This is a genomic window from Actinocorallia longicatena, from assembly GCF_039534125.1.
In the GTDB taxonomy this organism is placed as follows: Bacteria; Actinomycetota; Actinomycetes; order Streptosporangiales; family Streptosporangiaceae; genus Actinocorallia; species Actinocorallia longicatena.
Genome location: NZ_BAAAUV010000002.1, coordinates 320,964 through 345,125, shown reverse-complemented (window position 1 = coordinate 345,125; position 24,162 = coordinate 320,964). Strand labels below are relative to the sequence as shown.

General features: G+C 72.3%; 20 protein-coding genes. 9 read left to right on the top strand and 11 right to left on the bottom strand.

The window, feature by feature from the left end; all coding sequences use genetic code 11:
• Positions 1-96 precede the first annotated feature (96 nt).
• Positions 97-2,631: an alpha-glucan family phosphorylase gene (glgP, locus tag ABD785_RS04575; RefSeq protein WP_344822438.1), complete on the top strand. Its 2,535-nt coding sequence runs from the start codon at positions 97-99 to the stop codon at positions 2,629-2,631.
• 52 nt (positions 2,632-2,683) lie between these two features.
• Here the strand turns inward: glgP and ABD785_RS04570 are convergent, their stop codons facing one another.
• The 4 genes from ABD785_RS04570 to ABD785_RS04555 all read right to left on the bottom strand — a co-directional run bounded on the left by ABD785_RS04570 (position 2,684) and on the right by ABD785_RS04555 (position 8,327).
• Positions 2,684-3,832 (bottom strand): hypothetical protein, encoded by a 1,149-nt coding sequence (locus ABD785_RS04570; protein WP_344822436.1) that lies wholly within the window; start codon positions 3,830-3,832, stop codon positions 2,684-2,686.
• A 2-nt stretch (positions 3,833-3,834) separates the two neighbouring features.
• Positions 3,835-4,368 (bottom strand): SigE family RNA polymerase sigma factor, encoded by a 534-nt coding sequence (locus ABD785_RS04565; protein ID WP_344822434.1) that lies wholly within the window; start codon positions 4,366-4,368, stop codon positions 3,835-3,837.
• A 99-nt stretch (positions 4,369-4,467) separates the two neighbouring features.
• Positions 4,468-5,283: an SWIM zinc finger family protein gene (locus ABD785_RS04560; protein WP_344822432.1), complete on the bottom strand. Its 816-nt coding sequence runs from the start codon at positions 5,281-5,283 to the stop codon at positions 4,468-4,470.
• The gene (locus ABD785_RS04555; RefSeq protein ID WP_344822430.1) at positions 5,283-8,327 is read right to left on the bottom strand and encodes a DEAD/DEAH box helicase; all 3,045 of its coding nucleotides are present in this window, start codon (positions 8,325-8,327) and stop codon (positions 5,283-5,285) included. Before ABD785_RS04555 ends, ABD785_RS04560 begins: the two co-directional genes overlap by 1 nt.
• 136 nt (positions 8,328-8,463) lie before the next feature.
• On the opposite strand from ABD785_RS04555, the gene ABD785_RS04550 reads away from it, so the two are divergent.
• From ABD785_RS04550 to ABD785_RS04520, 7 genes are all read left to right on the top strand, one after another.
• Positions 8,464-8,613: a hypothetical protein gene (locus tag ABD785_RS04550; RefSeq protein WP_344822428.1), complete on the top strand. Its 150-nt coding sequence runs from the start codon at positions 8,464-8,466 to the stop codon at positions 8,611-8,613.
• A 32-nt stretch (positions 8,614-8,645) separates the two neighbouring features.
• Entirely contained in the window at positions 8,646-9,425 is a 780-nt protein-coding gene (locus tag ABD785_RS04545; protein WP_344822426.1) for an enoyl-CoA hydratase/isomerase family protein, read from the top strand.
• 10 nt (positions 9,426-9,435) lie between these two features.
• A complete protein-coding gene (locus tag ABD785_RS04540) occupies positions 9,436-10,188 on the top strand; it encodes an SDR family NAD(P)-dependent oxidoreductase (RefSeq protein WP_344822424.1) in 753 nt (250 codons plus the stop codon).
• Between the two features lie 172 nt (positions 10,189-10,360).
• The gene (locus tag ABD785_RS04535; protein WP_344822422.1) at positions 10,361-11,296 is read left to right on the top strand and encodes an acyl-ACP desaturase; all 936 of its coding nucleotides are present in this window, start codon (positions 10,361-10,363) and stop codon (positions 11,294-11,296) included.
• 168 nt (positions 11,297-11,464) lie between these two features.
• Positions 11,465-13,432: a serine/threonine-protein kinase gene (locus ABD785_RS04530; RefSeq protein WP_344822421.1), complete on the top strand. Its 1,968-nt coding sequence runs from the start codon at positions 11,465-11,467 to the stop codon at positions 13,430-13,432.
• A gap of 182 nt (positions 13,433-13,614) precedes the next feature.
• A complete protein-coding gene (locus ABD785_RS04525) occupies positions 13,615-14,394 on the top strand; it encodes an electron transfer flavoprotein subunit beta/FixA family protein (protein WP_344822419.1) in 780 nt (259 codons plus the stop codon).
• A 17-nt stretch (positions 14,395-14,411) separates the two neighbouring features.
• Positions 14,412-15,356 (top strand): electron transfer flavoprotein subunit alpha/FixB family protein, encoded by a 945-nt coding sequence (locus ABD785_RS04520; protein WP_344822417.1) that lies wholly within the window; start codon positions 14,412-14,414, stop codon positions 15,354-15,356.
• Positions 15,357-15,411: 55 nt separating this feature from the next.
• Here ABD785_RS04520 and ABD785_RS04515 read toward each other — a convergent pair whose 3' ends face one another.
• The 4 genes from ABD785_RS04515 to ABD785_RS04500 form a co-directional block, all read right to left on the bottom strand.
• Entirely contained in the window at positions 15,412-16,329 is a 918-nt protein-coding gene (locus ABD785_RS04515) for a J domain-containing protein (RefSeq protein ID WP_344822415.1), read from the bottom strand.
• A 1-nt stretch (position 16,330) separates the two neighbouring features.
• The gene (locus tag ABD785_RS04510) at positions 16,331-17,089 is read right to left on the bottom strand and encodes a hypothetical protein (RefSeq protein ID WP_344822413.1); all 759 of its coding nucleotides are present in this window, start codon (positions 17,087-17,089) and stop codon (positions 16,331-16,333) included.
• 85 nt (positions 17,090-17,174) lie between these two features.
• Complete coding sequence (locus ABD785_RS04505; protein WP_344822411.1) at positions 17,175-18,359, bottom strand: MFS transporter; 1,185 nt, start codon at positions 18,357-18,359, stop codon at positions 17,175-17,177.
• Between the two features lie 95 nt (positions 18,360-18,454).
• Positions 18,455-18,964, bottom strand: a complete 510-nt coding sequence (locus ABD785_RS04500; RefSeq protein ID WP_344822410.1) for a TetR/AcrR family transcriptional regulator — start codon at positions 18,962-18,964, stop codon at positions 18,455-18,457.
• 92 nt (positions 18,965-19,056) lie between these two features.
• Between ABD785_RS04500 and ABD785_RS04495 the strand changes: the two genes are divergently transcribed.
• Positions 19,057-20,199: a cysteine desulfurase family protein gene (locus tag ABD785_RS04495; protein WP_344822408.1), complete on the top strand. Its 1,143-nt coding sequence runs from the start codon at positions 19,057-19,059 to the stop codon at positions 20,197-20,199.
• Here ABD785_RS04495 and ABD785_RS04490 read toward each other — a convergent pair.
• The 3 genes from ABD785_RS04490 to ABD785_RS04480 form a co-directional block, all read right to left on the bottom strand.
• Positions 20,192-21,982: a serine/threonine-protein kinase gene (locus tag ABD785_RS04490; protein WP_344822406.1), complete on the bottom strand. Its 1,791-nt coding sequence runs from the start codon at positions 21,980-21,982 to the stop codon at positions 20,192-20,194. The two genes, ABD785_RS04495 and ABD785_RS04490, sit on opposite strands and share 8 nt — an antisense overlap.
• A gap of 31 nt (positions 21,983-22,013) precedes the next feature.
• The gene (locus ABD785_RS04485; RefSeq protein ID WP_344822404.1) at positions 22,014-23,384 is read right to left on the bottom strand and encodes an MFS transporter; all 1,371 of its coding nucleotides are present in this window, start codon (positions 23,382-23,384) and stop codon (positions 22,014-22,016) included.
• A gap of 177 nt (positions 23,385-23,561) precedes the next feature.
• Positions 23,562-24,161, bottom strand: coding sequence for a tetratricopeptide repeat protein (locus ABD785_RS04480; RefSeq protein ID WP_344822402.1), 600 nt, complete (start codon positions 24,159-24,161; stop codon positions 23,562-23,564).
• Position 24,162 lies beyond the last annotated feature (1 nt).

The window sequence follows — 24,162 nt, the reverse complement described above, 5'->3', positions numbered from 1 at the left end:
TTCACCGCTCTGGCCAGGCGTGGACCGGTCCGGGAGGGCCAGGTTCTGCTAACCGGGGGTGTGCACTGGCGTGGTTCGTGCATAGCGTTGGGACGTGTGAAGGCAATCCGGCGGTTTACGGTCCGAACTGTACTTCCCGAGGAGCTTCGGGGGCTTGAGGAGCTGGTGCTCAACCTTCGGTGGTCCTGGGACCACGCGACGCAGGAGGTGTTCAGGGACGTCGCCCCCGAGCTGTGGCGCGGTGACCCCGTCCGGCTGCTGGGGGAGGTGACGGGGGCCCGGCTCGCCGAGCTCGCCGCCGACGGGGAGTTCGTCGCGCGGCTCGCGGCCACCGTGGAGGATCTGCGCGGGTACCTCGCCTCCGAGCGCTGGTACCAGGGGCTGGAGGAGGCGCCCGCCGGGGTGGCGTACTTCTCCCCGGAATACGGGATCACCGCGGCGCTGCCGCAGTACTCCGGCGGCCTGGGGATCCTCGCGGGCGACCATCTCAAGACGGCCTCCGACCTGGGCGTGCCGATCGTCGGGGTGGGGCTGCTGTACCGGCACGGGTACTTCGCCCAGTCGCTGTCGGCCGAGGGCTGGCAGCTCGAGCGCTATCCCCCGATCGACCCGAACGGGCTGCCGCTGACGCTCCTCCAGGACATCCGCGTCGAGCTGGAGCTCCCCGAGGAGCGGCGGCTCCATGCCCAGGTCTGGCTCGCCCAGGTCGGACGCGTGCCGCTGCTGCTGCTCGACTCCGACGTCGAGGAGAACGACGCGGCGCTGCGGGAGGTCACCGACCGGCTCTACGGCGGCGGCAGCGACCACCGGCTGCTCCAGGAGATGCTGCTGGGGATCGGTGGCGTCAGGGCGATCCGGGCGTACTGCGCGATCTCCGGGCATCCCGCCCCCGAGGTGTTCCACACCAACGAGGGGCACGCCGGGTTCCTGGGAATCGAGCGGATCCGCGAGTACCGCGAGCAGGGCCTGTCGTTCGAGGAGGCCCTCGAGGCGGGCCGGGCGGGCACCGTGTTCACCACCCACACGCCCGTCCCGGCGGGGATCGACCGGTTCCCGCGCGAGCTGATCCAGCGCTACTTCACCGGCCCCGACGCCGACCGGGTCCTCGCGCTCGGCGCCGAGACCTACGACGACGGCGACCCGACCGTGTTCAACATGGCGGTCATGGGAATGCGGCTTTCGCAGCGCGTCAACGGGGTGTCGCTGCTGCACGGCGCGGTCAGCCGGGAGATGTTCGGCGGGCTGTGGGGCGGGTTCGACACCGACGACGTGCCGATCGGGTCGATCACCAACGGCGTCCACGCCCCGACCTGGGTGGCGCGCGAGGTGCTGGAGCTCGCCGCCCGCGAGGTGCCCGACCTCGTCACGAAGGCCTCCGGCTGGGAGGGCATCGCCGCCCTGCCCGGCGCGGACATCTGGCGGATCCGCCGGGTGCTCCGCGAACGGCTCGTCACCGAGGCGCGGCGGCGGCTGCGCGCGTCGTGGATCACCCGCGGGACGGCCCCGGCCGAGCTCGGCTGGATCAACGACGTGCTCGACCCCGACGTCCTCACGATCGGGTTCGCCCGGCGGGTGCCGTCCTACAAGCGCCTGACCCTCATGCTGCGCGACCCCGACCGGCTGCGCGGGCTGCTGCTCGACCCCGAACGGCCGGTGCAGATCGTCATCGCGGGCAAGGCCCACCCGGCCGACGAGGGCGGCAAGCGCCTCATCCAGCAGATCGTCAGGTTCGCCGACGCCGCCGACGTGCGGCACCGGATCGTGTTCCTGCCCGACTACGACATGGACCTCGGCCAGGCCATGGTGCAGGGCTGCGACGTCTGGATGAACAACCCGCTGCGCCCGCTGGAGGCCTGCGGGACGTCCGGGATGAAGGCCGCCCTCAACGGCGGCCTGAATCTCTCGATCAAGGACGGCTGGTGGGACGAGTGGGCGGACGGCCAGAACGGCTGGTCCATCCCGACCGCCGACGGCGTCCAGGACCCCGACCGGCGCGACGCCCTGGAGTCCGAGGCGCTCTACGAGCTGATCTCCCATCATGTCGCGGCCGTCTTCTACGACCGCACGGAGGAGGGCCTGCCGCCGCACTGGCTGGAGATGGTGAAGCACACCCTCGCCACGCTGGGCCCGAAGGTCCTGGCCTCGCGGATGGTCCGCGACTACGTCCGCGACCTCTACGCTCCGGCCGCCCACTCCTTCCGGCAGATCTCGGCGGACGGTTTCGCCGGGGCCAGGGAGCTGGCGGCGTGGAAGGCGCGGACGGTCAAGGCGTGGCCGGCCGTCACGGTCTCCCATGTCGACGAGCAGATCGCCGAGGACAGCCCGCACGTCGGGTCGGTCCTGTCGGTCCGGGCCGAGGTGCAGCTCGGTGAGCTGTCGCCGGACGACGTCCGGGTGGAGGTCGTCTACGGCCGGGTCGACGAGCGCGACCGGCTGATCGAGCCGCACACGGCCGTGCTGTCGGCCGACGGCGGCCACTTCGGCGGCGACGTCCCGCTCGACCGGGCGGGGCCCTTCGGCTACAACGTCCGGATCGTGCCGCGTCACCCGCTGCTGGCCGCCTCCGCGGAGATGGGCCTGATCGCCCTCCCCGCCGACCCCGAGGGCATGACGGAGGGCGACCTCCGCTGAGCCCCGCGGTGGGGGCGGGCGCACCCGGTGCGCCCGCCCCCACCGGGCGCTGTCAGGAGGGGGACGGGCTGACGGTCGGCGGGGCGGCGTCCGGGGCGGAGGGGCTGACGGTCGGCGGGGCGGTGGGGACCGGGGTCGGATCGGCGGGCGAGCCCGAGGGGAAGCGCAGGCGCAGGCAGCGCAGGCGGTTGTCCTTGCCGATCGCCTGGAGTTCCTTGGGGGACAGGCGCTTGTTGCCCTGAGCGGCGTAGCCGGCCGCGCAGGCCTGCTCGGAATCGGCGAGGACCTTGAGCAGATCGTCGAAGGTCTTGGGCGCGGTCACGGGAGCGGGGGAGGACGCGTCGGGATCGGGCACCGTGGCGGGAAGGGTGAAGGTGCCGCCGGTGAGCGAGCCGTCGGCGTCCTCGAAGACCAGGTTGTCGGCGGAGTAGAGCAGCGGGTCCTCACCGGCGGGGCCGTTGAGGAAGGCGACGGTGCGCACTCCGCTGGGGAGGGCCGCCTTCAGCCGGTCCACGGCCGCGACCGGTGCGGGGCCCAGGACGACGGTCACGTCACCGGCGGACGACTTCTTGAGCCCGCCGGCGCTGGCCAGCTCGCGGTCCACATGAAGGGTGAGGCCGACGAACGTGGTGCCCTCGGGCAGCGGGTTCTTCGCGCCGGAGGGGAGGGGGCGGCCCGGGCGGGCCCCGGACGGGTCCGCCCAGGAGATGAGGGAGGGGGAGTCGACCGGCGCGAAGCCGGTGACCGTCCCGGAGACCACGTGGCTGCTCAGGTACGCCAGGCGCAGGAGCTTGCCGTTCTTCTCCAGGACGGCCTGCCGCTTGCGGGCCTCCGGGCTGCTCCAGTTCTGGAACGGGGTGAGGGACACGGCGGTGGACGAGCCGTTCGGCAGCAGGTCCTTGTCGTCCTTCAGCACGGAGAGGTCGACGTCGGGGCGCTGGGAGACGGCCGGGCTGACCGTCGCGGCCAGTAGCGGGCCGCGGTCCTCGCCGCGCGGGTCGTCGTCGGCGGCGAACAGGCCGGGGATGACGGTGAAGCCGACCGCGAGCGCCGCGGCCGTGGCCAGTCCCCCGGCGACGTAGCGGCGGCGCCGGGCACGGCGGCCGCCGGCCTCGGCCGTCGCGGCGAGGTCGTGGGTGGGGGGGACGTCTGCGCTGTTGTCCTCGAGCATGGCTCGGAGCTCCCGTTCGGTGAAAGGCATGGTCAGGCCCCCTGGGAGACGAGCGCGTCCACCGCCGCGTGATCGCGGAGGGTGGGGTCGACCCGGAGCTTGGCCAGAGCGCGCGAGATCTGGCTGCGGACCGTCACCGGCTCGCAGTCGAGGATCTCGGCGACCGCGGCATGCTCCAGGTCGCAGAAGTAGCGGAGCACGATCGCGGCGCGTTCGCGCTTGCCCAGACGTCCGAGCGCCGTCCACAGTGCATCCCGTTCTTCCACGCGTCCGCGTTCTTCCACGTGTCCGCCGCCGGGGAACGCGTTCTCCGGCATGACCTCGGTCGGCACCTCGCTCCGCCAGCGGCGGCGCCACCACGAGTTGTGCGTGTTGACCAGGATCCGGTACACGTACGGATCGGGGTCGTCGCCGACCCTCGACCAGGCCAGCCACGCCTTCGTCAGCGCGGTCTGCACCAGGTCCTCCGCGGTGGCCCAGTCACGGCACAGCAGGTAGGCCGTGCGCAGCAGGCGGGGAGACCGCTCCGCCACGTAGGTCCCGAACTCCGGCTGCCCTCCGGCCATCCGCCCTCCTCTGGTCGAGCCCGGCCCAGGGGGTATCGCGCCGGGCTCTGCCGATCACTACTCCCGGGCCCCGCTCAGGTGTTGCGTGGACCTTCCGGATTATTCCGTGGATTCCTCCGGCCCGTCCGCGGCGAGCGCGACGTAGAGGGGAAGGAGGACGTCGGCGAGCTGACGGCGGCGGATCTTGATGTCGGGCGGATCGAGGAGCTGGAGCAGCAGGCCCGGCGGGGTGGTCGGGACCGGCGGCCGGTCGCGGAGAGCGGCCAGGCCGGACGGCGGGGTCCAGAAGTCCTCGGCGGTGAGCGGGTCGTCGTCCTCGTCCTCACCGGGCTCGGGGGTGAGCGGACGGCGCCGCAGGGCGGTGAGCAGGTCGTCCCTGGCGCGGCCGTTCCACGCCAGGATGAGGAACGGGTCGTCGTCGAAGGCCTCGGCCAGCAGGTAGAGGGCGGCGGCGGCGTGCTTGCAGGGGGTGCCCCAGTCCGGGCAGCTGCACATCAGGGCGAGGTCGTCGGCGTGCTCGGGGAACAGCGCGACACCGCAGGCGTCGAAGACCTGCTCGATCTCCCTCGGCATCTCGCCCGCCAGCAGCCGCGCCCGGAAGACCGCGCGGCGGCTCAGCTCCTCCTCGATGGCGTCCCAGCCGTCGATCGCCTGGAGGCCGAGCGTGACCTCGTAGGGTTCCGGCCGCGACCCCTGGACGATCGCGGTCACCTCGTAGGGCCGGATGTCCAGGCGCAGGACCTGCCCCTGCCGCGCGTAGGCGCGGCCCCGCTGGAGCCGGCCGGTGTCGGCGAACGCCTCCAGCAGGTCGATGAACCGCCGCGACCACCACTCCTCGCCGATCGACCCGCGCCGCCTGCGCGCGAGGATCCCGCCGTCGACCCGGATCGGCTTCGCGGACTCGAAGAAGGCCATCAGCCCGCCACCGCCTCGGGCGACAGCCGCAGGACGTCGCGGAGCTCGGCGACCGACAGGTCGGTGAGCCACTCCTCACCGGTGCCGACGATCGAATCGGCCAGCGACTTCTTGCGCTCGATCATCTCGTCGACCTTCTCCTCCAGGGTGCCGGCGCAGATGAACTTGCGGACCTGGACGTTCTTCTTCTGCCCGATGCGGAAGGCCCGGTCGGTGGCCTGGTCCTCGACGGCCGGATTCCACCAGCGGTCGACGTGCACGACGTGGTTGGCGGCCGTCAGGGTCAGGCCCGTGCCCGCCGCCTTCAGCGACAGCAGGAACACCGAGGGCTCGGCGTCCTCCTGGAACCGCTGGACCAGGTCGTCGCGGTGCTGCTTGGACGTCCCTCCGTGCAGCCACAGCACCGGCCGGTCCAGCCGCGCCGCGAGATAGGGCTGGAGCATCGACCCGAACTCGGCGTACTGGGTGAAGACGAGGATCTTCTCGCCCGCCTCCATGACCTCACCGCAGATCTCCTCGAGCCGGGTGAGCTTGCCCGAACGGCCGGGGAGCCGGGAGCCGTCCTTGAGGAAGTGCGCGGGATGGTTGCAGACCTGCTTGAGCTTGGCCATGGTCGCCAGGACCAGTCCGCGGCGCTGCTTGTCGTCGGCCTCGGCGATCTGCTCCAGCATGTCCTCGACGGTCGCCTGGTAGAGGGAGGCCTGCTCGACGGTGAGGTGGCAGAACTCCTTCATCTCCTGCTTCTCCGGCAGGTCCGTAATGATCGACTTGTCGGTCTTGAGGCGTCGCAGGATGAACGGCTGGGTGGCGCGCTTGAGCTCCAGGGCCGCCTGCTCGTCCCCCTCGGCCTCGATCGGGACGGCGAACCGCTCCCGGAAGGCCTTCTTCGGGCCGAGCAGGCCGGGGTTGGCGAACTCCATGAGCGACCACAGCTCGGTGAGGTGGTTCTCGACCGGGGTGCCGGTGAGGGCGATCCGGCTGCCCGCGGGGATGCTCCGGACGGCCTTGGCCTGGCGGGTCGAGCTGTTCTTGAGCGCCTGGGCCTCGTCGCAGACCACCCGTGCCCAGGGGACCTGGGCGAGCTCCCCGGCGTCGCGTGAGGCGGTGCCGTAGGTCGTCAGGACGAGGTCGGCGGCGGTGGCCGCCCTGAGCAGCTCGTTCTGCCGGTGGCGCCTGGTCCCGTGGTGGACGTGGATCGAGAGCTTGGGCGCGAACCTGGCGGCCTCGCGCTGCCAGTTGCCGACCAGTGACATCGGGACGACGACCAGGGTCGGCCTGCGGGCCGCGGGATCCGAGGGCCGCGCCTGGACGAGATGCGCCAGCAGGGTGAGGGTCTTGCCGAGGCCCATGTCGTCGGCGAGCAGGGAGCCCAGGCCGAGGCCGTCCATGAAGGCGAGCCAGGCCAGGCCGCGCTCCTGGTAGGGGCGCAGGGTCGCCTCGATGCCCGCCGGGGTGGGCATCGGGCGGATGCGGCGGTCGGCCTCGCCGGACAGCAGGTCGCCGAGCGAGCCCTTCGCCTCGACCGCGACCAGCGGCAGCGACTGCTCGCCCGCGTGGATGACGGCCCGCACGACCTGCCCGGCCGTCATGGTGCCGGAGCGGCCGTGCCTGAGGAAGGTGAGCGCGGCCTCGAGCTGCTCGTCGTCGAGCTCGACCCACTGGCCGCGCAGCCGGACCAGCGGGGTCTTGAGACGGGCGAGCTCGGCCAGCTCGTCCTCCTCGATGGTCTCCTCGCCGACGGCCAGCTCCCACCGGAAGTCGATCAGCGAGGTCAGGCCGAAGCCCGAGCTGGTGGCCGCGCCGTCCTGGTCCTGCTCCTCCTCTTCGGCCTTGAGCTTCAGCCCGAGCTTGGCCTTCCCCGCCCAGCTCGGCAGGAACACCCCGAACCCCGCCGCGGCCAGCAGCGGCGCGGCCTGGCGCAGGAACCGGAACGCGCCCGCCGTGTCGAGCGGGAGGCCGGAGGGCGCCGCGCCGTCGAGCGCCTTCGACAGCTCGGGGAAGACCCGCAGCGCCCGGCCGAGCCCGGCGAGCAGGGCCTCCTCGGCGCCTTCGAGCAGGGCCTCGCCCGACCACACGTCGGCGGCGGGGACGAGGAGGCTCGGATCGTCGGCGCCCTGGAGCAGGAACTCGACCCGCCACGCCGGCTCGTCGTCCGGCTCGCCGTGCTGCGGGCCGAGGACCGCGGCCTCGCCGGCCGGAGGGACGGGAGCGGTGACGGACGCCGCGGGGGGCGGCGGCTCCGTCAGGCGGAAGGTGAGGCGGAGCGGGCCCGTGGCCGGGAGGGCGGAGCGGTACCAGGCGTCGAGCTCGGCCTCCAGATCGGCGGCCGAGTCGTGCGGCTCGCGCCGGATGGAGGGATCGGGGCCGGTCAGCGCCTCGAACCAGCGCTCGGCCAGCGGGATGTGATCGGGGACGTCGCCCTTGCGCTCGGGCAGCAGCGGATGCGGGGCCGAGCCCCGGACGGTCGTGTCGGTGAGGCCGTCGAGGGCCTCGCGGAGCACGGTCGAGGCCGGGCGGCCGGGGGCGACGGCCCGGCAGGCGGGCGGCATGGCGGCGGCCAGCGTGCGGAAGCGCGCCGGATCGGGCACCGGCCGCCAGCGGGCCGCGGGGTCGCCGTCCTCGCGGACGAGCGCGGGCAGGACCCGGCCGCGGCGGACCAGATCGGCGACCTCGGCCGCCAGCAGCGCCAGATAGCGGAGATCGGTGCCGGGGACGACGTCGGCCTGCCCCTCGGCGGACCTGAGCAGCGTCATCGCGGGGAACGGGTCGAGAACCAGCGCGGGCACCCGCCAGACGGCCAGCCCCGGCTCGCCCTCGAACGGCTCGGGCCCCAGCTCGGCGGAGGGCAGCGGATGATCGGCCGTGCTGGGCAGGATCAGATCCAGCACGACCCGCGGCGCCCCCCGCACGAGGCCGGCGTAGGAGGTGCCGGAGAAGTCGGCCGTCGCGAACGGATGGACGCTGCCGCGCCCCGTGCGCGGCCCGTCGTGCTCCGCCCACAGGCACAGCGCGCCTCCGTGCCAGGTCGCGTGTGCGACGAGCATCCCGCCCTGCCTCCTCCCGGTCCCGACCGAAGCTAGCAGTGGCCTCCGACGTTCCGCGGTTCACCCGCCCGGACCTGCCGCTCAGCGCTGACGTATCGTGACGGAGAGTCATCACATCACTTCGCGGGGGGTTCGGATGGACGCAACCGGAGACGACGGCCTGGTCCGCCAGGTCCGCGGGCTCGAGGCCATGATCGCCGAGCAGGACGGCCGGATCGAGGCCATCCTGGCGGCCCTCCGCGACCTCCTCGACCGCACCCCGGCCCCCCGGCCCCACCGGTATTAGGCTGGGCCGCCAACGCGACCGGGAGGCTTTTCATGGGTGAGTTCGTTCGGGTCGAGACCGCCGGGGGCGTCGCCACGATCCGGCTCGACCGGCCGAAGATGAACGCGCTGAACGGGCAGGTGCAGGACGAGCTGGCCGAGGCCGCGCGGGCCGTGTCCGGGGACGAGGGCGTCCGCGCCGCGGTGCTCTACGGCGGGGAGCGGGTGTTCGCGGCGGGCGCCGACATCAAGGAGATGGCGGAGATGTCCTACGCCGAGATGGCGGTGCGCTCCGGGCGGCTCCAGGACTTCACCCGGGCCCTCGCGGCGATCCCCAAGCCGGTGATCGCCGCCATCACGGGCTACGCGCTCGGCGGCGGCCTGGAGGTCGCCCTCACCGCCGACTTCCGGGTCGCGGGGGAGAAGGCACAGGTCGGCCAGCCGGAGATCGGGCTCGGCATCATCCCGGGCGCCGGCGGCACCCAGCGGCTCGCGCGCCTCATCGGCGTCGCCAAGGCCAAGGACCTCATCTACTCCGGGCGCTTCGTCAAGGCGGACGAGGCCCTCGCCCTCGGCCTCGTCGACCGGGTCGTCGCCGACGACTCCGTCTACACCGAGGCCGTGGCCTGGGCGCGGACGTTCGTCAACGGGCCCGCCCTGGCCCTCGCCGCCGCCAAGAAGGCGATCGACGCGGGCATCGAGGTCGACCTCGAGACCGGCCTCGAGATCGAGCGCCTCCAGTTCTCCGGCCTGTTCGCCACCGACGACCGCGCGGCGGGCATGCGCGGCTTCGTCGAGGAGGGCCCGGGCAAGGCGAAGTTCACCGGACGCTAGTCTGCGCCCTATGTGGCGGAACGCTCTGGTGACCGGTGCTTCGAGCGGTATCGGTGAGAGCTTCGCCCGGCTGCTCGCGGCCAGGGGCGTCGATCTCGTCCTGGTGGCGCGGCGGGCGGAACTCCTCGAGAGCCTCGCCTCGGAGCTGCGGGCGGAGTGCGGGATCGGCGTGGAGGTCGTGCCCGCCGACCTCGGGCGTGACCTCGCGGCGGTCGAGGAGCGGGCCGCGGGGGTCGAGCTCCTGATCAACAACGCCGGTTACGGGGCGTTCGGCGCCTTCCACGAGCTCGGCCTCGACGACCAGCTCGCCGAGATCGCCCTGAACGTCACCGCGCTGACCCGGCTCACCCACGCCGCCCTGCCCGGCATGGTCGAGCGCGGGCGCGGCGGGATCCTCAACGTCGCCTCCGTGGCCGCGTTCGCCCCCGCTCCCGGCAGCGCCGTCTACGGTGCGACCAAGGCCTATGTCACCAGCCTGACCGAGAGCCTGCACGCCGAGCTGAAGCCCCGGGGCGTCCATGTGACGGCCCTGTGCCCGGGCTTCACCAGGACCGAGGACGACGCTCCGACAGGCCTGATGTGGATGAAGAGGCAAAAAGTCGCCGATGCAGGGCTAAAGGCCGTCGAGCGCGGTAGGGCCTTCTGCGTCCCCGGAGCGCAGTACAAGGCGCTCGTCCCGGCCCTCAAGATCGCACCTCGCGGGGCCCTCCGGAGCGCCTCGGCGGCCCTGTGGCACCGGGCGTTCCGGACCCACGGAGGATGAGCCACGACTTGTGCTCCCCCGCCAAAACGGGCATCGATCACTTGTAGGGCCCGCTCATATCACTGCGGCGTGGCGCCACATAGCATCTTGACGAGCGTCACAAGCGGCGCGACTATCAGCCTTCCATGCATAAGGCGTCACTTACGCGCCGATCCCCGGAAAGGGCCTAGGTATGCCTGAAGCCATTGACATCAAGGTGCTCCACGAGCTCGACGGCACCGTCGAGGCCGAGCTCAACCGTCACCTGTCGATGGCGAAGGAGTGGTTCCCGCACGACTACGTGCCGTGGAGCCAGGGCAGGGACTTCGCCTTCCTGGGCGGGGCGGACTGGTCGCCGGAGGAGTCGAACGTCACCCCGGCCTCGCGCGAGGCGCTGCTGGTCAACCTGCTGACCGAGGACAACCTGCCCGGCTACCACGCCGCCATCGCCCGCATCATGGGCAAGGAGGGCGCCTGGGGCCAGTGGGTCAACCGCTGGACGGCCGAGGAGAACCGGCACGGCATCGTCATCCGCGACTTCCTGACCGTCACCCGGGCCATCGACCCGGTCGTGCTGGAGCGCGCCCGCATGCAGCACATGGAGATCGGCTACGAGCCCGACCACGGCGACAAGGTGCTGCACGGGGTCGCCTACGTCTCGTTCCAGGAGCTCGCCACCCGCGTCTCCCACCGCAACACCGGCAAGGCCTCCGGCGACAGCCTCTGCGAGCAGATGATGCAGCGCGTGGCCGCCGACGAGAACCTGCACATGATCTTCTACCGGAACGTCCTCGCCGCCGCGATCGAGATCGCCCCCAACGAGGCGATGCGCGCGATCACCGACGTGGTCAAGGGCTTCCAGATGCCCGGCTACACCATCGACGGCTTCCTGCGGAAGTCGGTCGCCATCGCCAACGCCGGCATCTACGACCTGCGCCTGCACCACGACGAGGTGCTGATGCCCGTCCTGCGCAAGTGGGGCGTGTTCGAGCTCGAGGGCCTGGACGCCGAGGGCGAGAAGGCCCGCGAGGAGCTCTCCGACTTCATGACCGGCCTGGACGAGGCCGCGAAGAAGTTCGAGGAGCGCCGCGAGGCCCGCCGCGCCCGCATCGCCGCCAGGGCGGAGTGACCGGAGCGCCCGCGAAGAGCGCATCCTGACAGGAACGCAACCAAACGGCCTCGCCCCTCGTCAAAGCTTGAACGAGGGGGGAGGCCGTTCGGCGTTTCCGACCTCCCGAAGGTCCGGAGGGTAGGGTTGGCCGCGACAAACCACCGCGATAGGGGAGCTGTTACGTCCGTGGACAGCATTGGTCCGTACCGTCTCGCCGAGGTGCTCGGCGAGGGCGGCATGGGCGTCGTGCGCAAGGGCACCGACCCGGTGGGCCGTACGGTGGCGGTGAAACTGCTGCGCGGCGGCGCCGGCGATCCGATCGCCCTGCGGCGCCTGGCGCGGGAGGTCGACACGATGCGGCGGGTGCGCAGCCCGTTCGTCGCGCAGATCGTCGACGCGGACGTCACCGCCGACCCGCCCTACATCGTCACCGAGTACGTCCAGGGCAGGACCCTGGAGCAGCGGGTCGCCGAGCGCGGCGTCCTCGACCCGCCCGCGCTGAAGATCCTCGCCGAGGGCCTCGCCGAGGCGCTCGCGGCCATCCACGCCGCCGGGATCGTGCACCGTGACCTCAAGCCCGGCAACGTCATGTTCCGCGAGAACGGCCAGCCGATCCTGATCGACTTCGGCATCGCCCAGCCCGTTGACGCCACCCGGCTGACCTCGGCCGGAATGGTCATCGGCACCCCCGGCTACCTGTCGCCCGAGATCCTCAACGGCGACGAGTTCCGCGCGCCCGCCGACGTCCACGCCTGGGCGGGCACCCTGATCTTCGCCGCGACCGGCCGGCCCCCGTTCGGCACCGGCACCTTCGAGCAGGTCTTCTACAAGATCATTCAGGGTACGGCCGATCTCGACGGCGTACCGGCCCCGCTGCTTCCGGTGCTGCGCGGCGCGATGACGGCGAACCCGGCGGAGCGGCCCACGGCCAAGGAGCTGGCGCACCTGTGCTCGCGGCTCGACGTCTCGGTCACCATGATCGACCACACCTTCTTCGACCAGCCGCGCCACCAGTTCCACTCGCCTCCGCCGCCGGGCGATGAGCCCGACCCGACCCTGTTCCGGCCGCCGAGGCCCGTCCAGGAGATCCCGGTCCAGCGCGCCGGCGGATGGGGGCAGCCCTCGCAGGAGGCGCCCTCCCAGCGGCCCCCCGCCTGGCAGCCGCAGCCGGCCGAGCGGCTCCCGCAGCCGCGCGACTTCGTCGGCCATCTGCCCCCGGTGGCCCCGCCGCCCGCCCCGCCCCCGCCGGGCCCCGATCCCTACGGCGACCTCTACGGTGACGGCCGCCCGCACCCCGCGACGGGCGGCAACGGCCTGGCCGCCGCCCCGCCGCCGCCCTACGCCGACCCCTACGGCACCGTCAACGACGGCCCCTACCAGCAGTCCTACGCTCCGCAGCCGCAGCGCACCGGCCGTCAGCCCGGCGAGCACCACGGTGGGCAGCCGGGTGCACAGCAGGGCGGGCAGCCGGGTGGTCAGCAGGGCGGCTGGCCGCAGGGCGACGAGCGGGCGACCCGCACGCCCAGGACCCGCACCGACGAGCCCCGTGAGGCGGACGCCCGGAAGCCCTACGGCCTCTACAAGCTGATCAGCCTCGGGCTGCTGGCCGCGATCCTCGGCCTGACCTGGGCGATCCCGGTGAAGGCGCTGGTGTTCGTGCTGGGCCTCGCCGTGGTGCTGCGGGCCTCCGACCGCGCCGCCAAGGGCATGGAGTCGCGCCGGGTCCGCAGGGGCGAGCGCCCCACCGACGTCCTGACCACGCTCATGCGCGCTCCGCTCCACCTCCCGGGCGCCCTGATCACCTCGGCCCTGGTGACGCTCCTCGGCCTGTTCTGCTCGGCCGTCCTGCTCGCCTTCCTCGTGGTCGGCGGCCAGGACACCACCCACGCCCTGACGCTCAGCATCGGGCTCATGGTCGTCCTGCAGTTCTGGGGGCCGGGCGGCACGTCCACCCGGCGCCAGACCGCCCGGCTCCTCGCCGGCACCCTGCCGCGCCGAGAGGCGGCCACGGTGGGGGCCCTGTGCGTCTGCGCCGCGGCGGCGGTCATGGTGCTCTTCAGCCTCAACCAGACCCCCGATCTGTCGCCTTTCGGTGGATTCGCCGGACGCCTCACCGACTGGCGTGAGACCGTGCAGGGCTGGCTGGGAGGGTGATCTGCCTCACGCGGGGTAGACAGACCCCGTGCTGGGAGACCCCGGTGGTGCGGAGCATGGCTACCGGCGAGTAACATGCCGGTACGGCCTGAACAGGACCCCGGATCCGAGTCGGATTCGGTCGTCTGGCAGGTTAGGACGAACAGACCTTTGATCACAGGCAGGGAGGTCGGCCGGCGGCCATGAACATCGTCGTATGCGTGAAGCAGGTTCCCGACACGGAGAGCCCGCGTAAGTTGAAAGCCGATGACAACACGCTCGACCGCGCCGCGGCGGACGGCGTCATCAACGAACTCTGCGAGTACGCCATCGAAGAGGCGCTGCTCCAGAAGGAGGCCCACGGAGGCGAGGTGACCGTCCTGACCATGGGTCCGGACAAGGCCACCGAGTCCATCCGCAAGGCCCTCGCCATGGGTGCGGACAAGGCCGTCCACCTGAACGACGAGGCTCTCGTCGGTTCGGACGCGCTCCAGACCTCCTACGCCATCCAGCAGGTGCTGGGCGGCCGCGAGGTCGACCTGCTGATCCTCGGCTCCGAGTCCACCGACGCCCGTACCGGGGTCATGGCGGCGATGCTGTCCGAGCGTCTCGGCTGGCCGCAGCTCTCCATGGCCAACAAGGTCGAGATCTCCGGCACCTCGGTGGTCATCCAGCGTCAGACCGACACCGGGTTCGACAAGGTCGAGGCCTCGCTGCCCGCCGTCGTCTCCGTGGTCGAGAAGATCAACGAGCCCCGCTACCCGTCCTTCAAGGGCATCATGGCGGCCAAGAAGAAGCCGGTCGAGACCCTGACGGTCGCCGACGCCGGCATCGACGCCTCCAAGGTCGGCGTCGCCAACGCCTACTCGGCCGTGCTCGACCACGCCGAGGCTCCGGCGCGCGCCAAGGGCCAGGTCGTCACCGACGAGGGCGACGGCGGCACCAAGGTCGCCGACTTCCTCGCCTCGAAGAAGTTCATCTAGGGAAGGGGGAGCACACAATGGCTGAGATTCTGGTTCTGGTGGACCACGCCGACGGCGAGGTCAAGAAGGTCACCTTCGAGCTGCTGACCCTCGCCCGCAAGCTCGGCGAGTCCTCCGCGGTCTGGATCGGTCCGGGCTACGAGGCCGCGGCCGACAAGATCGCCGAGTACGGCCCCGCCAAGGTCTACGTGGCGGCCGACGCCGAGCTCACCCAGTACGTGACGGCCCCCAAGGTCGACGTCCTGGCGCAGCTCGCGGGCAACGCCGCCGCCGTCCTCGTCCCGGCGACGGGCGAGGGCAAGGAGATCGCGGGCCGGCTGGCCGTGCGGCTCGACTCCGGCGTCCTCACCGACGTCGTGGACGTGGCCGAGGGCTTCGTCGGCGAGCACTCCATCTTCGGTGGCGGTGTCGTGGCGCACGCCAAGGTCACCAAGGGCACCCCGGTCATCGCGGTCCGCCCGAACGCCGTCGCGCTCGAGGCCTCCGCCGGCAGCCCCGCCGTGGAGCAGGTCTCCGTGGCGCTGTCCGACGCCTCCAAGGCCGCGAAGATCACCGACCGCGTCGTGCAGGAGAAGGGCGAGCGCCCCGACCTGACCGAGGCCTCGATCGTCGTCTCCGGTGGCCGCGGTGTCGGCTCCGGTGAGAACTTCAAGGTCATCGAGGGTCTCGCCGACACCCTCAACGCGGCCGTCGGCGCCTCCCGCGCCGCGACCGACGCCGGCTGGTACCCCCACCAGTTCCAGGTGGGCCAGACCGGCAAGACCGTCTCGCCGCAGCTCTACATCGCCGCGGGCATCTCCGGCGCGATCCAGCACCGCGCGGGCATGCAGACGTCCAAGACGATCATCGCGATCAACAAGGACCCCGAGGCCCCGATCTTCGAGCTCGTCGACTACGGCGTCGTGGGGGACCTGTTCCAGGTCGTCCCGCAGCTCACCGAGGAGATCACCAAGCGCAAGTAGCATCACGCGCCGCTTCGACGAACGCCCCCGGCACACCGCCGGGGGCGTTCGTCGTCTACGCGCGGGTGAGGACGCCCTTCCACTGGACCTTCGCGCACGCGTCGTCCTTGCAGTAGGCGATGTCGAGGCGGTCGTCGCGGCGGAGCGTGAGCCTGATCGCGGCGTCGGCGCAGTCCGGGACGAGGCCGTCGCCGGTGAGGATCAGGGAGTCCCCGTTCCTGGTGGAGGGGCGCAGCACCTCGAAGCACAGGTTGCGGACGACGCTCACCTGGCGTCCGGGCCTGATGTCGAGCTCCAGCCTTCTTCGGGTGCCCTTGGAGTCCTCGCCCCCCTTCATCTTCCACTGCCCGGTGAACGCCGGGGGGACGGCGACCTTCTCCTCGTACGGCCCGCCGGTGTCCCTGTTCACCACATAGGTGACGAACGCCCACAGGAGGATGGCCGCGGTCAGCATGAGCACGCTCGCGCAGCCGCATCCGATCATCGGCCAGGTGGGCCGGTGCCTTGTGCGCGTGGCGACGGGCCTGTAGTGGGGAGGGGCGTGGGCGGGAGGGGGGAAGAACTCGCGCGGTGCCTCCTCGAACAGGTCGGGCTCGGGCGGCGGGGGAGCGTAGGGCGGAGGGGCGTGCGGCGGGGGTGCGGGTCCGGGTGAGGCCGTGGACCAGGGGTCGTCGGAGCCGGTGCCGGGGGACGCGGAGTCCCACGGGTCGTCGATGATCTCTTCGGGCTCGTCCGGCCCGGCGGCCGCCGTGCGGTGGTCGTCGTAGGCGCGGCGCCGCTTCAGCAGGATGTCCCTGGCGGCGTTGAGCCGGGCGGTGGTGCCGGCGGCGCCGGAGTCCCCGCGCAGGTCGGGGTGGTGGTCGCGGACGAGGGCGCGGTGCGCGGCCCTGATCTCGGCGTCCGAGGCGTCCTCGGGCACTCCGAGCAGGTCGTAGGCGTCGTGCCCGTCCAGCTCGGGGAAGGATCCGGCCACGCTACCTGCCCACGCGGCGGACCACCGGCGCGCGGTGGCAGCGCAGGGTCCAGTGGGCGGACGCGTCGTCGTGCCCCGCCGGAATGGTCTTCGTGCCGGTCGCGAAGGTGACGTCCCCCGGCCCGGCCAGATAGATCACGAAGACCTCCAGGTGGTGCTCCCAGCCGTGGTAGTACCAGTCGCAGCGGGTCAGCTCACGCCCGCCGCCGAACGGGGCCTGAAGAAGCTCCTGCGCCTCGGGCGGCAGATTGCCCAGCAGCCCCCTGGCCGAGGCGGAGAGGTCGGGACCGCCGGGCGCGGTCGGCGGGCTCCCGGGACCGGACGGCCGCGCGGCGGAGCCCGGGCCCGCGGACGGGGCGGCGCGGAAGCCGGGCGGCGGCCGGTGGTCGATGTCCTTGTGCCGGAAGGCGCCCAGCTCGTAGGCGGTCATCGCGTAGACCGGCTTGTGCTGGGCGTTGATCCTGGGCTCGGCGACGCACAGGGCGCTCTCGCCGATCACGACGGCGTAGGGGCGCCGCTGCGGATCGGAGGCGTCCTCGGTGACGAACCATTCCAGGGTCCGTCCGGCGCGCTCCTGGAGCCGCTGCCGGACGCCGGGGCCGAGCCGGTGCCACAGGTCGTCGCGCAGGTCGCTGCCCTTGAGCCCCATGGCACGGGCCTGGTGGGTGGGCGGGGCCTGCGGACGCCACCGGCCGACGTCGCCCGCGGGCCTGGCGGCGGGGAGGCCGCCGCTGAACGGGACGACCGAACGATCACTCACGGGGGGTTGCCTCCGGCACGGATGACGGCGGGAGATCACATAGTGTCAATTCCCGCCGTCACCCGTCCACTCGGCTTCCTGACCGTCAGGCGGCCATCAGCTCGCGCTCCGGGGCTTCCCGGGCCACCGCGACGTCCTCGGCCGCCGACAGTGGCAGGAAGCGCGCGGCGACGGCGATGGCCGCGGCCAGCCCGACGACCACCGACAACCCCAGGTGGATCGAGGTGGACTCGGCGAGGAAGCCGATGACGACCGGCCCGAGCAGCAGGCCTCCGTAGCCCATCGTGCCGACCTGGGCGACCGAGGCCGCCGACCGCCCGGGGGCGACCGTGCCCGCCAGCGAGATCATCGTCGGGACGATCGTGCAGACCATCAGGCCGGTCAGGAAGAACCCCGCCAGCGCGGTCGGGACGTTCGGCGCCAGCAGGACGGTCGTCATGCCCACGGCGGTGCCCGCGCCCGCGAGCGTCAGCAGGAGCCGGGTGCCCAGCCGGGTCCTGACCCGGTCGCCCACCAGCCGGCCGCACAGCATCGCGGCCTCGAACAGCGGATAGCCCAGCGCGGCGACGGCCTCGGCCGCGTGCAGATCGTCCCGAAGGAGCAGCCCGCTCCAGTCGGCGATCGCGCCCTCGGCCATGAACGCCAGGAACGCCAGCGCCCCCAGCAGGTAGACGATCAGCGGCAGCCTCGAGCGCTTCGCCGACACCGCGACCAGCGCGGGCGGGTCCGCCAGGTAGGTGCGGCCGAGCGCCAGCGCCGCGGGGAGGGAGACGATCGCCCCCACCAGCACGGCCTGCGTGAAGGACCAGCCGAGCGCCGCCGTCAGCGCGCCGAACAGCCCGCCCGACATCGCGCCCACGCACCAGCCGGCGTGCATCCCGCTCATCAGCGGCCGCCGGTGCGCCCTTTCCACGACACTGCCCTGGGCGTTCATGGAGACGTCCATCACACCGAACGTCATGCCGAACAGCGTGACGCTCACCAGGAGCGTCGCGTAGGTCGGCGCGAGCGCCAGCAGGATCGCCGACAGCGCCGTCAGCGGCGCCGCCACCCGCAGGACCCGGCGGCTGCCCGTACGGGCGATCACCCGCTGGAGGACCTGCATCGCGACGATCGCCGCGAGGCCCCACACCAGCAGGACGACGCCCACGGAACCCGCGCCGAGCCCGAACTTGTCCGTGAGCGCCGGCATGCGGGCGACCCAGACGCCGCACAGCAGACCGCCCAGGGCGAAGGTCAGGAACGTGCCCACACGGGCCCGGAACAGCATGGAAACCAACTCCCGGTGAAGGATGAGGCGCGAACGCGCGGATGTCGCGGACGCCGGAGCCCGGCACCGCGATGAAAAGAGGGATCAGGAGGGATTCAGAGCAGGCCGAGGAGGCGTCGGCGCAGGGCCGTGTACTGCTCCGCCGAGTACTGCGAGGGGTCCTGGGCGGCCACTTCCCAGAGGCCCTCGGCGGCCAGCCGGACGACGATCGCGTTCGGCGAGTCGTCGTCGCGGTGGTGCCAGCGGCCGATCGCCGCGCGGAGCGGGGCGGTCAGCTCGGGGGTCGTGGCCGCGGCGGTGATCGCGGCCCATCGGCGGCCCGTGCGGGCCCCGTCGGGGGCGGCGATGACCGCGAAGGTCGCCTCGACGAAGGCGCGCGTGTAGGAGTCGGGCCCGCCGGTGTCGTGCTCGGCGACCAGCTCGTCGAACTCGGCGATCACTCGGGACACCAGCCCGGTGATCAGCGCTTCCTTGGTCGGGAAGTGGTACAGAAGCCCGCCCTTGCTCACCCCGGCGCGCTCCGCCACCGCGGACAGCGTCAGGGCCTGGGTACCGTTCTCCTGGAGAACGGACTCAGCGGCGTCGAGCAGGGCTTCTCTCTTCATGACACCCCTACTGTACCGTCCGGACGGTACAGTAACAAGTGAGACCGCTCACCCCACGGTAGGATTGGCTGATCTGGAGGAGGGCCCAATCCGTGCCGTATCTCGACCATGCGGCGACCACGCCGATGCTCCCCGAGGCCATCGAGTCGATGACCGAGCAGCTCGGAAGGGTCGGCAATCCCTCGTCCCTGCACGCCTGCGGCCGCACGGCCCGGCGCGTCGTCGAGGAGTCCCGCGAGATCATCGCCGAGGCGTTCTCCGCCCGTCCCAGTGAAGTGATCTTCACCAGCGGGGGGACGGAGGCCGACAACCTCGCGGTCAAGGGGCTGTACTGGGCGGGCCGCGCGCGCGGCCGGGGCCGGGTGATCGCCGGTGCCGCCGAACACCACGCCGTCCTCGACGCGGTCAACTGGCTCGCCGTCCACGAGGGCGCCGACGTCCACTACCTGCCGGTCGACGAGCTCGGGCGCTACCGCGCCGAGGAGCTGGAGCGCGCCCTCGGCGACGAGACCGCGCTGGTCACCGCGATGTGGGCGAACAACGAGGTCGGCACGCTCCAGCCCGTCCCGGAACTCGCCGCCCTCGCCCATGCGGCGGGCGCGCACTTCCACTCCGACGCCGTCCAGGCCGCGGGGATCCTGCCCGTCGGCCTCGACGGCCTCGACGCGGTCACCATCAGCGCCCACAAGCTCGGCGGGCCGCTCGGGGTCGGCGCGCTGCTGCTGGCCAAGGGCGTCGACCCGGTGCCGGTGCTGCACGGCGGCGGCCAGGAGCGCGACGTCCGCAGCGGCACGCTCGACACCCCCGCCATCGCGGGGTTCGCCAGAGCCGTCCAGGTGTCGCTGGCCCACCGCGACGCCGAGGCCCGCAGGCTCACCGCCCTGCGCGACCTGCTCGTCCGGGAGGTCCTGGCGGCCGTCCCCGACGCCCATCTCAACGGCGACCCCACCGGACGCCTGCCGGGCAACGCCCACTTCACCTTCCCCGGCTGCGAGGGCGACGCCCTGCTCATGCTCCTCGACGCCCGCGGCATCTCCTGCTCCACCGGGAGCGCCTGCTCGGCCGGGGTCGCACAGCCGAGCCACGTCCTGCTGGCCATGGGGGTGCCTCAGGACCTGGCCCGCGGCTCCCTGCGGTTCTCCCTGGGCCACACCAGCACGGAAGCCGACGTCCGCGCCCTGGCCGAGGCCCTGCCGCCGGTCGTGGAACGCGCCCGCCGCGCGGGTCTCACCTGAGGTAGGCGGGGCCGAGGCTCCACAGCCGCAGGGCCTGGGTCTGGCCGGTGATCACCGCCGCGGGACGGCCGTCGATCTGGCCCTGCGCGACGACCAGCGGCGGAGCCGTCCGCGCGCCCTCGGCCAGCGATTCGCTGAGCGTGTTCATGGTGGTGAGGTCCCAGAGCGCGACCCGGCGGTCGGCCCCGCTGGTCAGCAGGACCGGACGGGCCCCGATCCGGCCGGGCGCGGCGGAGATGACGGCGCTGGCGTGCTGGAGCCGTGCGATCTCACGGCCGGTCAGCAGGTCCCAGACCCGGACGCACTTGTCGTAGCCGCAGGTGAACGCGGCCGGACGCTCGTCGATGAGCCCGCACGCCACGTCCTTGACCGTGTCGGTGTGCCCGTTCAGGGTGACCGGCCGGGGGGAGAGGTCGCGCAGCGACCACACCCGCACCTGACGGTCGTGGACCCCGCCCACGAGCACCACCGGGTCGCCCTCGATCACGGTGCAGGCGAGCGACGGCACCGCGGTGTTGGGGACCAGCGGCGGCCCCTGCTGGCGCAGCTCGCGCAGGTTCCAGATCCGCACGGAACGGTCGATGCCGACGCTCACCGCGACCGGTACCCCGTCGACCTCCGACAGCGCCAGATCGAGCACGGCGCCCGAGTGCCCGGTCATCGGGACGCCGACCGGCCGGCCGGTCCGCAGGTCCCAGACGAGGATCCGGCCGTCCTGGCCGCCCGTCACCGCGACCCGGAGGTCGCCGATCCTCCCGCACGCCACCGCCAGCACCGACGCGGTGTGCTCCAGCGGGGCGCCGAGCTGCGACTGCTCGGCCAGATCCCAGATCCGCGCGGTCCTGTCCTGGGCGGCGCTGACCGCGACGGTCCGGCCGCCGAGCTCGGTCAGCGCGATCGCGTTGACGAGCGCGGTGTGCCCGGTGAGGTCCTCGCCGATCCGCCGGCCGAGCGGGATGGGCGACGGCGCGGTCTGGTCGCCGCGCAGCCGGTACTCCACGACCGCGGCCGTCGGACGCGCGTCGGGGTCCTTGGCCAGGCACGCGTAGAGCAGCTCGCACAGCTCCTCCGGGACGCCCCGCAGGTCCGGCTCGTCCTTGAGGATGTGGTGCATCACGTTGCGGTTGAACTCGTCGTTCCCGAACGCCGGGGTGCCCGTCGCGGCGTAGACCACGGTCGAGGCCCAGGCGAAGACGTCGGTGTAGGGGCCCATCTGGTGGGAGTTGCTGATCTGCTCGGGCGCCATGAACGCGGGGGTGCCGATGTTGCCGCTGGCCCGGGTCGACAGGGTGCTCAGCGCGCGGGCGATCCCGAAGTCGATGACGCGCGGCCCGTCGGGGCCGAGCAGGATGTTGCCCGGCTTGAAGTCGCAGTGGACGATCCCCGCGTTGTGGATCGCGCAGAGCGCGGTGATCGTGCCGATCGCCAGGCGGAAGAGCTCCTCCTCGCCGAGCGGGCCCCGGGCGTCGATGTGGCCGTCGAGCGACGGGCCGTCGATGTACTCGCTGACGATGTAGGGGGCGCCGCTGTGGATGCCGGAGTGCAGGACCCGCGCGGTGAAGTGGTGCACCCTGGTCGCGATGTTGAACTCGCGCTCCAGCCATTTGCGGGTGCGCTCGTCGTCGGCGAACTGCGGGTGCAGGAGCTTGATGGCGACCTCGGTGGCGTCCGGGGCGACACCGTGGTAGACGGTGCCCTGGCCGCCGACTCCGAGAAGGCCTTTCAGCCGGTAGCCACCGAGTTCTTGCGGGTCTTCGGGCCGCAGGGGATGCGTGCGCGGCATACGGAGCCTCCGGGGGAGTAGGCCTACCAATTTAGCCGGGCGAGTGGCGGTCCGCCGTGGCGGGAGGCGCATCCGCGAACCATTCCCGTGCCCATCCGGTGGCGGCCGTCCTCTTCCCGGCGAGCCGGTGGCGGTTCCTGCGGGCCACGAGCAGCGTGGCGGACAGGGCGGCAGCGCCCATCAGCACGGTGGCGACGACGGCGGCGAGGTGGGTGTTCTCCGAGCGGACCAGCAGACCCGCGCACAGAGCGCCGAGCGGGACGGCGCCGCCGGTCACGAAGCGGATGAAGCTGGTGATGCGGCCGAGCACCGCGTCGGAGATCGTGGCGACCTGCTGGACGGCGAGGGCGACGTTCATGTGGGCGCCGACGAAGCTGGCCGCGCCCCACGCGGCCAGGCCGAGCCGGGGATCGCTGCTGAAGGCGACGACCGAGACCAGCATCGCCCAGGCCAGCGCGCACACGACCGCGGTCGCGCCGCGGACCCTGTTGCGCAGGACCAGGGGCGCGGTGATGGAGCCGAGCAGGCCGCCCAGTCCGGATGTGGCCAGCAGGAACCCGATCAGCGAACTCGACAGCTGCTGCTGCTCGGCCCGGACGATCGACAGCAGGAAGACGATCTGCAGCACGAAGTTGGCGACCGCGCACAGCACGACCGAGAGGCCGAGGAACCGGTCGCGCGAGACCTGGCGGAGCCCGTCCCGGAACGCGGCCCGCTGGTCGAGCAGGAACGCGCGGGTCCGGTCCGGATCGAGACCGGCCGGCCGCTCCGCCTGGAACCGCCTGGTCCTGATCGCCCGGAGGGTGGCGAGCGCGACCAGAGAGGAGAACACGTCGAAGGCGTAGGGGGCGAAGCGGCCGATCCCGTAGAGCAGGCCGCCGATGGGCCGGCCGAGGGAGATCGCGATGTGCTGGCGGGCCTCGTTGCGCGCCATGTTGGCGGTGACCTCGACGCCCGGTCCCGAGACGTGCCGGATCGCGGTGGTCTCGGCGGTCAGGTGGAACGCCGAGAGCGTGCGGTCCAGGAAGGCGGCGACGATGATGCAGGCGATCTTGTGGTCGGCGAAGCCGAGGCAGAACAGGAGGGCGATCCCGATGCAGCAGCGCCCGATCTGGGAGTAGAACATGATCCTGCGCCGGTCGAGGACGTCGGCCAGGAATCCCGCGGGAAGCTGCATGAGCAGGCTCGGCAGGGTGGTCGCCAGCGTCGCCCAGCTCGCGACCATCGGTGACCCGTCGAGCGCCAGGACGAGCAGCGGGGTGGCGGTGGCGCCGGCGATGGTTCCGGTCTGGGAGATCGCCGAGCCCGCCCAGAGGAGGGTGAAGTCCCGCTTCGCCGGTCTCCCGGGGGCCGGAGGTTCCGGTTCGGCCGCCACCTGGGGCTCGACGCGTGAATAGGTCACGTTGGCTGGGTACTCTCTCGGCGCCCGGCCACACCGCACACACTGGTTTGGGACGACCGAAAGTGGACGGGAACGTCAGCGACTGCCCGCAAGATTCGGTAATGCTAGCCGACAGGTGATGTTCATCGCGCCATTTCGAAAGAGCGTGCCATGCGCCGGAAGTCGACCGCAGAGAACTTATGCGCCTTTTGCCGAGAACTCGGCAAGTATTTCGCCCTTTACCCTGTTTGCTTCCTGATGGGCGCTCGATGGCACCGCGTCCAGAACGGCCAGTGCGGCCTGACGGCGTCCCGCCCGCCACAGGGCTCGGCCGATCGCGGTCTGCACCACCGGATCGCCCGGCAGCCGGCTCGCTGCGGCCTGCAGGCTCGCCAGCGCCCCGGTCGGATCCGAGGGCAGTTTGACCAGGCCCAAGGCGGTCAGCGCGTGTCCCACCGCCTTGCCGTCGCCGAGGGCGTCCAGCAGGCTCGCGGCCGTTCGGTAGTGGTCGGCGGCCCGGGGCGCGTCGCCCTGCCGGTGCGCCAGCACGCCGCGCATGTACTCGGCCTCCGCGCGCTCACGGAGCCCGCCGTCCTCGGCATGGTCATGAATCACGATCATGAAAGTCACATGATGGCGCAGGCATTCGCCGAGTTCCAGCCTGCATTTCAGCCGGTGCTCGTCCCAGATTCGGGTCGTCTCGTTTCCCTTTTCCGTCCACCCGCTGATGTGCTGGGTTTCGGTCGCCCCCAAAGGGGGGCACCGCAGGCTCAGCGGGTGGCTCTCATGGTCGGCCACA

What these genes read in the sequence shown, in the direction of transcription:
- ABD785_RS04500 (WP_344822410.1), bottom strand. Translation starts at nt 18,964, where the DNA reads ATGAAGAGAGAAGCCCTGCTCGACGCCGCTGAGTCCGTTCTCCAGGAG.
- ABD785_RS04520 (WP_344822417.1), top strand. Translation starts at nt 14,412, where the DNA reads ATGGCTGAGATTCTGGTTCTGGTGGACCACGCCGACGGCGAGGTCAAG.
- ABD785_RS04540 (WP_344822424.1), top strand. Translation starts at nt 9,436, where the DNA reads ATGTGGCGGAACGCTCTGGTGACCGGTGCTTCGAGCGGTATCGGTGAG.
- ABD785_RS04545 (WP_344822426.1), top strand. Translation starts at nt 8,646, where the DNA reads ATGGGTGAGTTCGTTCGGGTCGAGACCGCCGGGGGCGTCGCCACGATC.
- ABD785_RS04525 (WP_344822419.1), top strand. Translation starts at nt 13,615, where the DNA reads ATGAACATCGTCGTATGCGTGAAGCAGGTTCCCGACACGGAGAGCCCG.
- ABD785_RS04550 (WP_344822428.1), top strand. Translation starts at nt 8,464, where the DNA reads ATGGACGCAACCGGAGACGACGGCCTGGTCCGCCAGGTCCGCGGGCTC.
- ABD785_RS04560 (WP_344822432.1), bottom strand. Translation starts at nt 5,283, where the DNA reads ATGGCCTTCTTCGAGTCCGCGAAGCCGATCCGGGTCGACGGCGGGATC.
- ABD785_RS04490 (WP_344822406.1), bottom strand. Translation starts at nt 21,982, where the DNA reads ATGCCGCGCACGCATCCCCTGCGGCCCGAAGACCCGCAAGAACTCGGT.
- ABD785_RS04535 (WP_344822422.1), top strand. Translation starts at nt 10,361, where the DNA reads ATGCCTGAAGCCATTGACATCAAGGTGCTCCACGAGCTCGACGGCACC.
- ABD785_RS04505 (WP_344822411.1), bottom strand. Translation starts at nt 18,359, where the DNA reads ATGCTGTTCCGGGCCCGTGTGGGCACGTTCCTGACCTTCGCCCTGGGC.
- ABD785_RS04565 (WP_344822434.1), bottom strand. Translation starts at nt 4,368, where the DNA reads ATGGCCGGAGGGCAGCCGGAGTTCGGGACCTACGTGGCGGAGCGGTCT.
- ABD785_RS04555 (WP_344822430.1), bottom strand. Translation starts at nt 8,327, where the DNA reads ATGCTCGTCGCACACGCGACCTGGCACGGAGGCGCGCTGTGCCTGTGG.
- ABD785_RS04570 (WP_344822436.1), bottom strand. Translation starts at nt 3,832, where the DNA reads ATGCCTTTCACCGAACGGGAGCTCCGAGCCATGCTCGAGGACAACAGC.